The sequence below is a fragment of the Oleiphilus sp. HI0079 genome, assembly GCF_001635105.1.
Map to the genome: position 1 here is coordinate 21,034 of NZ_LWFT01001416.1, position 6,813 is coordinate 27,846.

6 protein-coding genes and 1 pseudogene are annotated in these 6,813 nt (G+C 46.5%); 4 read left to right on the plus strand and 3 right to left on the minus strand.

Going from position 1 to position 6,813, the window contains the following annotated elements:
* The first annotated feature begins 26 nt into the window (after positions 1-26).
* Genes A3750_RS24435 through A3750_RS24445 form a run of 3 tightly spaced genes read left to right on the plus strand, consistent with a single transcriptional unit; the run spans position 27 to position 3,054 of the window.
* Positions 27-1,172, plus strand: coding sequence for a 4-phosphoerythronate dehydrogenase (locus A3750_RS24435; RefSeq protein WP_068453872.1), 1,146 nt, complete (start codon positions 27-29; stop codon positions 1,170-1,172).
* Between the two features lie 11 nt (positions 1,173-1,183).
* Positions 1,184-1,876 (plus strand): flagellar brake protein, encoded by a 693-nt coding sequence (locus A3750_RS24440; protein WP_068453857.1) that lies wholly within the window; start codon positions 1,184-1,186, stop codon positions 1,874-1,876.
* A gap of 44 nt (positions 1,877-1,920) precedes the next feature.
* Positions 1,921-3,054, plus strand: coding sequence for an ATP-NAD kinase family protein (locus tag A3750_RS24445; RefSeq protein WP_068453860.1), 1,134 nt, complete (start codon positions 1,921-1,923; stop codon positions 3,052-3,054).
* On the opposite strand, the gene A3750_RS24450 is transcribed toward A3750_RS24445, so the two are convergent.
* From A3750_RS24450 to A3750_RS24460, 3 genes are all read right to left on the minus strand, one after another.
* A complete protein-coding gene (locus A3750_RS24450; protein ID WP_068453865.1) occupies positions 3,051-3,479 on the minus strand; it encodes a hypothetical protein in 429 nt (142 codons plus the stop codon). The two genes, A3750_RS24445 and A3750_RS24450, sit on opposite strands and share 4 nt — an antisense overlap.
* Before the next feature lie 7 nt (positions 3,480-3,486).
* The gene (locus tag A3750_RS24455) at positions 3,487-4,725 is read right to left on the minus strand and encodes a pyridoxal phosphate-dependent aminotransferase (protein WP_068453869.1); all 1,239 of its coding nucleotides are present in this window, start codon (positions 4,723-4,725) and stop codon (positions 3,487-3,489) included.
* A gap of 196 nt (positions 4,726-4,921) precedes the next feature.
* The gene (locus A3750_RS24460) at positions 4,922-6,010 is read right to left on the minus strand and encodes an AraC family transcriptional regulator (protein ID WP_068466600.1); all 1,089 of its coding nucleotides are present in this window, start codon (positions 6,008-6,010) and stop codon (positions 4,922-4,924) included.
* A 437-nt stretch (positions 6,011-6,447) separates the two neighbouring features.
* On the opposite strand from A3750_RS24460, the pseudogene A3750_RS24465 reads away from it, so the two are divergent.
* Positions 6,448-6,813, plus strand: a pseudogene (locus A3750_RS24465) (SGNH/GDSL hydrolase family protein); the annotation flags it as partial.

A 6,813-nucleotide genomic window follows, 5' to 3' on the forward strand; every position in this document is an offset into this window, starting at 1 on the left:
AGAAATCACCAGCATCAGAGGTGCTTTTGAAAATTGTAGCCGACGAGAATATCCCTCTACTCCATAGGTTTTTCGGCGAGTTTGGCGAGTTAATTGCCAAGCCCGGCCGAGAGATAACTTCCTCAGATATCCTAGATGCCGACGTGCTGTTAGTACGTTCGGTTACGCAGGTTGATCAGCGTTTACTAAAAGACTCAACCGTTCGTTTTGTGGGAACATGCACGGCTGGGCAGGATCATGTTGACCTTGATTACCTGAACCAGCAAGACATCCGGTTTGCAGCGGCCCCTGGGGCTAATGCAAACTCGGTCGTTGAGTATGTATTGAGTTGTCTGTCGATTTTAGCCGACACACACAGCTTTGAAGTAGACGAGGCGACAGTCGGCATTATTGGCTATGGCAATGTCGGACGTCGACTGAACAAAAAGCTTCAGCGTCTTGGTGTGACTACCAAGGTTTATGACCCTTTCAAAACTTCAGAAGACACGGAAGAGGCGCTATGTTCTCTCGATGAGGTGCTCCAATGTGACGTAATCTCGTTGCACGTACCTCTAACGGATGACGGTGAATTTCCCACGCAGTATATGATCGATGCTGAGCAAATTAGCGCGCTTGGGGCGAATCAGGTCCTGATCAATACCAGTCGGGGCGGCGTTGTCAGAGAGTCCTGTTTAAAACAACGGTTAAAACAAGAAAATGCCCCGACAGTGATTTTAGACGTTTGGGAGAATGAGCCTCACATCGATACGGAGCTTGCATCGCTTGTGTATTTAGGTACGCCGCACATCGCAGGATATAGTTTCGACGGCAAGGTCTCGGGGACTGAAATGGTTTATCGCAGTGTTTGCCAGTTTCTTGGTCTACCAACTCGGCATTCTCTCGGGCAATTCTTAGAGGAGCCCCCATTGTCTCGTATGGCATTTACTTCAACGGCAGATGCGCAATGGTGTTTGCATACCGCGATTCGTGCCTGTTTTGATGTTCGTCATGACCACGGGCAATTGATGCGAACTTTACAAGACGATGAGGCAACGAGAGCCTCGGGCTTTGATCAGTTACGAAAAAACTACCGCTGTCGTCGTGAATTCTCGGGTGTAAAGATACAGCTGAAGCAAGGCTCCTCTGAGCTCTTCTCTAAGTTCAAAGGTCTCGGTTTTAATATCAAAGCATAGAGGAATAGTGCGTGATTAAGGAAGACAACGTAGCTACGGTGTTACGGCAAGGATACCCTGATAGAACAGCCTTTCGAGCCTTGAGTGTTCCAGTCGGAACGTTACTAACGCTGGATACAGCATCACCGGCAAGGCGAGATCAAGTCACGTTGATTGGTTATCAAGTTGATAAAGCCTTGGTGGTCTCTATTCCTGAGAACGCGCTAGAGAATGTTCTCGAAGAAGGTAGCTTGCTCAAAGCCAGATTTCTAATCAAAACCGGTTTTGTTAATTTCGCTGCACGCGTGTTGTCTGTGGTAACCGATCCTTTCCCGCATATGTATTTGTCTTATCCGAGTAATGTCGAGATTCGTAAAGTAAGAAGTTCTGAGCGAATAAAAACACGCATTAGTGCAAATATAGATAGCGACTTCAATATTGATGCCGTTTGGCCCAAAGAGGGGGTGATTGAGGATTTGAGCAAAACAGGCGCGAAACTCCGTTCCCGTGAAAGATTGGGTGAGTTTGGCCATGAGCTGCTTTTAGACTTTGATCTAGAGTTAAGTGAGATGGTTCGCAATGTGGGGCTTGCTGCGATTATTCGTAATGCACATGTTGAATCCGAAGTGATGGGTGAGCCTCACTTTGTCTTTGGTGTTCAGTTTCTTGAACTTAGCGAAGATGCACGCTTGATACTGAACAACTTTATTTATGAGCACTGCTAGTTGTTTCTCCTCGCAATTAAGACTACCTATACGATTTGCCACTAATGTCACGCATCTTTCATATCTCTCTTGTCGTTAATCCTGTTGCAGGCCTTGGTGGGCCAAGTGGTCTAAAGGGCAGTGACGCACCAGAAACACCGAAAATCGCCCGTGAGCTAGGGGTTGAATCGGCGATACCACAAAAAATAGCCATCATGCTGGAAGGTTTGAAAGAGTTTCGTTCCTTAATTCGCTTTAGTACGGTAAGCGGAGCTATGGGTGAGGCTTACTTCGCTGACTATGATTTTGATGTTGAGGTAGCGCATCATGTTCGTAACGATACGGTCGCGTTAGACACGCAAAAAGCGGTGCACACTCTGGAGGAGGGGCGACCCGATATATTGCTTTTTGCCGGTGGCGACGGCACGGCCAGAGATGTCTGTAGAGGTTTGACGTCTCAACAAGTATGTTTGGGGATTCCTAGTGGTGTGAAGATGCACTCTGGCGTGTTTGCAATCACTCCGCAGGCCGCGCTTTCTGTTGTGACGAGTATGCTCTCGCGAAAGCTAGTTGCAGTGCGACAAGCCGAAGTGCGGGATATCGATGAACGTTCGTTCAAGGAAGGACGTGTTATTACAAAGCACTTTGGCGAGTTAATGGTTCCTGATGACCAGTTGCTCGTTCAGTCAGTAAAATGCAGTGGCCTTCCTGATGATGAGATGGCCTTGCATGAAATTTCTGCCTTTATCGTAGAGACTCTAGAAGAGGATACGCTCTATCTGCTGGGATCTGGCGGAAGCTTAAAGCATATTAAGGAAGAGCTTGGGATTGATCAGCCTACCCTGCTGGGTGTGGATGCCTGGGCGAATGATGCTCTAGTTGGACGTGACTTGAACGAACCAGATATTCTCGAGTTAATTGAACGGTACGACAATGTTCGTATTTTATTGTCGATTATTGGTGGGCAAGGGATTGTTCTTGGTAGAGGTAATCAGCAATTGAGTGCGCGGGTTCTGGAGCGTGTCGGTGCGCAGAATCTTCAGTTTATCGGAACGCAGGAACGCTTGCATGCATTGCAGGGTAAGCCGCTACGAGTCGATAGTGGTAGTGATGAGTTAAACCATGCGCTTGCCGGTTATCAAAAAATTCTCTGTGGTTATGATGATTTTGTATTGTATGAAGTCGTTTATAGCGCTTAGCGAATACGGTGCTCAGAGATTAGTTGAATCATCAAACTCGCAAGCTGTGTAGAAGTGCTTTTTTTCATCGTGTAGCGAAGTACCTCAACGTTGGGAACGTGCTTGGGGGCGCCATCCGGTAGTATCACATCAGTTTCTTTGCTGATTTGATTAAGCAGCCGCAAGCCGAGTGAAGTAAGACAAGCTTGATCGATTGCCTCCTGACGAATCAGCGCCTCATATACTAGGTAGCCCTCGCTCTCTAGCCAGATCATTGCCCCAAAGCATGCCTGAAAGCGATCGCTGTGTATGCCGTATTCGTCCGGCATGTCTGGGCCTGTAATATCTTCTACAAATACGGCAGATTTTCGCGGAAAGCTTTGATAGAGCTGCAACAAAACACGCGCACAGTCGCGATAAAACTCTTCAATATGTATATCGTACATCTTAGCGCTACTTGCTTCTGGCCATGTCTGGGGTTTGTTGGTAGGTGCTTAAGAATAATTCAAAGCGCGCTATTGCATCGGCAAGCACGTCTTCACGAGGCAAGAAAACGAAGCGAAAATGCTGGTTGTCTTGCAGGTTGAAGCCTGTTCCATGAACAATGAGCATTTTCTGCTGCTTCAGCAAGTCGAGCACTAGCATCTCATCGTTATAGATTTTATGAATTTCGGGATCAAGCTTCACGAAGAGATAGAGAGCGCCTTCTGGTTTTGTGCAGCTGACGCCTTTGATTTCATTTAGCTTCTTCCACGCCAAGTCCCTTTGATCGTAAAAACGCCCGCCAGGGACAATCAGGTCATTGATGCTTTGATAGCCGCCAAGCGCGGTTTGAATGGCAAACTGCGCAGGTACATTTGCACACAAACGCATCGATGCCAGCATATCAAGCCCCTCAATAAAGTCTGAAGCTGTATGTTTTGGCCCCGATATGAGTAGCCAGCCAGAGCGATAACCCGCTGCACGGTGCGACTTGGATAGCCCATTGAAGGTGAGTGTGACGACATCGTGGGATAAGCCGGCCATCGGATGATGAACCGCTTTGTCATAAAGAATCTTGTCGTATATTTCGTCAGCCAACAGGATCAAAGAGTGTTCGCGTGCTAGATCGACAATCTGTTGAAGCAACTTCTTGCTATAAACCGCTCCCGTAGGATTGTTTGGGTTTATGACAACAATGGCTTTCGTTTTGTCGGTAATTTTGTTCTTGATGTCATCGATATTGGGCTGCCAGTTGCTTTGCTCATCGCACTGATAATGAACGGCCTTTCCGCTGCTCAGCGTCACGGCTGCCGTCCATAAAGGGTAGTCAGGAGCTGGAATTAGCACCTCATCACCGTTATTAAGCAGAGCTTGCATGGCCATCACGATGAGCTCGCTCGCGCCGTTTCCAAGATAGATGTCTTCGATATCTACATCAAGAATGCCGCGGCTTTGGTAATGCTGCATAACGGCTTTGCGCGCAGAATATAAACCTTTTGAATCACAATACCCTTGCGCGTTAGGAAGGTTACGTACTACATCCGTTTGAATTTCTTCAGGAACATCAAAATCGAACGGGGCAGGGTTGCCAATGTTGAGCTTGAGAATCCGATGACCTTCCTCCTCGAGTCGACGCGCTTCATGGGCAACAACACCGCGAATGTCGTAGCACACATTGTCGAGTTTGGAGGACTTCTTGATCGTTTTCATCGTTTTCTCTTGGAAAGTTAAAGGTATTTATTAAGCCTAGAATGCATTCTATATAAATAAAGCGAGATTGGAATCCAACGACATGGCTTAGTGCCCAATTTGGACCTCTAAACCTCAAAGAAAATGCGCAGACGGCTTGAATTGGGTGGTCAATGTTAGAAATAACACCATCTAGTTGATGGTAAATTGATTTGGCCTAACAAGCTTCTGTTTGCTTGGCTTTGCTGTGAGTAGAGCGTTTTGTTGAGCTCGAGCTGGCTGAAACGGGAATGCTGGATTGCTCTTGCTGCGATTCACGCTCTCTAATTTGGCTTAAAAAATTCCCGACCGACATGCCAAATTCAGTTTTAAAGAAACGACGAAATCCGGATGTCGTTTGAAAGCCCAGGAGCTCGGCGGTGGCCTCTATCGACTTTCCTTGTTGAACCAGAAACACTTTGACAAGCTCGGCGCGAGCCTGGATGCAAAGAGCAGAGAATGACGTGTTAAGAGTGTTGAGTTTTTTCTGTAAGCCTCGCGGAGAAATACTCAACTCTTGTGATAAGTGCTCACTGTTGAATGCCGCTGGTATATTTCGTATCAAGTGCGTCGTTGTTCGGTAGTCAAAGCTCCAGTAACGCTCTGCGAGTCGAGCGGAGTCTTGGCACTTCTTCATGTAGGTATTGTGCAAGGTATGATTGCTTGACGCTAACGCTTGGTCACTAAATTCTGTTGAAAATTCGAATAAAGCGAGTTGCGCATCATACCTAGGTTCGCAACCATACAGGTCTCGATACTCATCAGCGTAAACCGGTTTTTCGTAATCTAGCCATAGCCTAGTAGGCGTAATACGCGGGCTGACTTCAGACCTTACAAGGTTCAGTAAATAGGTAAAAATCGACTCGCAACAGAAGCGTCGTTGCTCTTGTGATATCTCTCTTTTATAAGGGTAGGTTAACGCGATCGATAGTCGGTCTTTCGATTCGTGAAATGTCAGGTGATAAGCCGCACCTTGCATGTAATGCAATTCGTTAATGATCTGCAAACTTCTTTTGAACGATGACGCTGTCATCAGAACTCTAGAAAAATCACATAAAGCGTGTGGCTGTAAAAGCCTGCCATAGTGCAGGCCTATGTCAGAACTTGGATCGGCACCGTAGATATCACGAATTAAATTGCCGAAGGCATTTTTCGACTCCAATGTTTGTCCATAACCCAATATGACCCTTTCGGCGTCGAGTGGGCTAAGTTTTAGTTCTTCTGGAGCAAGTTCCAAAAGTAGTCTTAAGTAAATTTCGTCAAGCATGGCGATCCAAACATAGTTCGCACGGCGTGCTTCGTATGTTTGCCCAATCCTTTAATTGTTATTTTATGGCGGTTACTGCTTTCGTTTGAGTTAGTGTAATAATCGTTGGTTGGCTTGTTTGTTTTAACTTTTTCGGCGTAGCTAATAAATGATATAACTGGCAGGTGACCAAATCTAGTCAACTGAGTTTGGAGCAGGATGTTCGTGACGCCGCTCTCACTAGTGTGTTGGCCGAAAAAGCGTTGCTTGATGCTAAATCGAATTGTGATGCAGGTCTCAATAGCCCGCTATTTTGATTGTTTACTGGCCGAAAAGAACCAGATGTGTCCGTTTTTAACGAAGTTGTGCGCCTTTTGACTCATTTGTGGACAAGTGTTGCGATAAACTTTTGCGCACCGCTTTTTTGGTGGTAACGAAAGAAAACTTGGAGAGAAACAATGATAAATCTAAAAAAAGTTGTATCTAAAGTTGTAAAGGTGGCAGCCTTTTCGGTTGTTGCAATTAGTGTTGTTGGTTGTACGGGCAACCCATATGAAGAAACCGTTAACGGTCGAAATGATGTCGTGACCCTGGGCGACTCCATTTTCGATTTGAATGGCGTTATCCAAGAAACATTGGAAGCGCGCGCGGGCACTCAGTTCCGTGATTACACGCAGTCAGGTGCCGAGTTGCAAGGTGGTTTGCTAGCGCCATCCGTTGTAGAGCAATATAACGCAGCTAACGCGCACAATGGCAACATCAGCACGATCCTAATGGATGGTGGCGGTAACGACATCCTGATCCCTGCTACTTTGCTTGACCCA

Excerpts from the sequence above, each read along its gene's own strand:
- A3750_RS24445 (WP_068453860.1), top strand. The coding sequence starts at position 1,921 with ATGTCACGCATCTTTCATATCTCTCTTGTCGTTAATCCTGTTGCAGGC.
- A3750_RS24450 (WP_068453865.1), bottom strand. The coding sequence starts at position 3,479 with ATGTACGATATACATATTGAAGAGTTTTATCGCGACTGTGCGCGTGTT.
- A3750_RS24455 (WP_068453869.1), bottom strand. The coding sequence starts at position 4,725 with ATGAAAACGATCAAGAAGTCCTCCAAACTCGACAATGTGTGCTACGAC.
- A3750_RS24460 (WP_068466600.1), bottom strand. The coding sequence starts at position 6,010 with ATGCTTGACGAAATTTACTTAAGACTACTTTTGGAACTTGCTCCAGAA.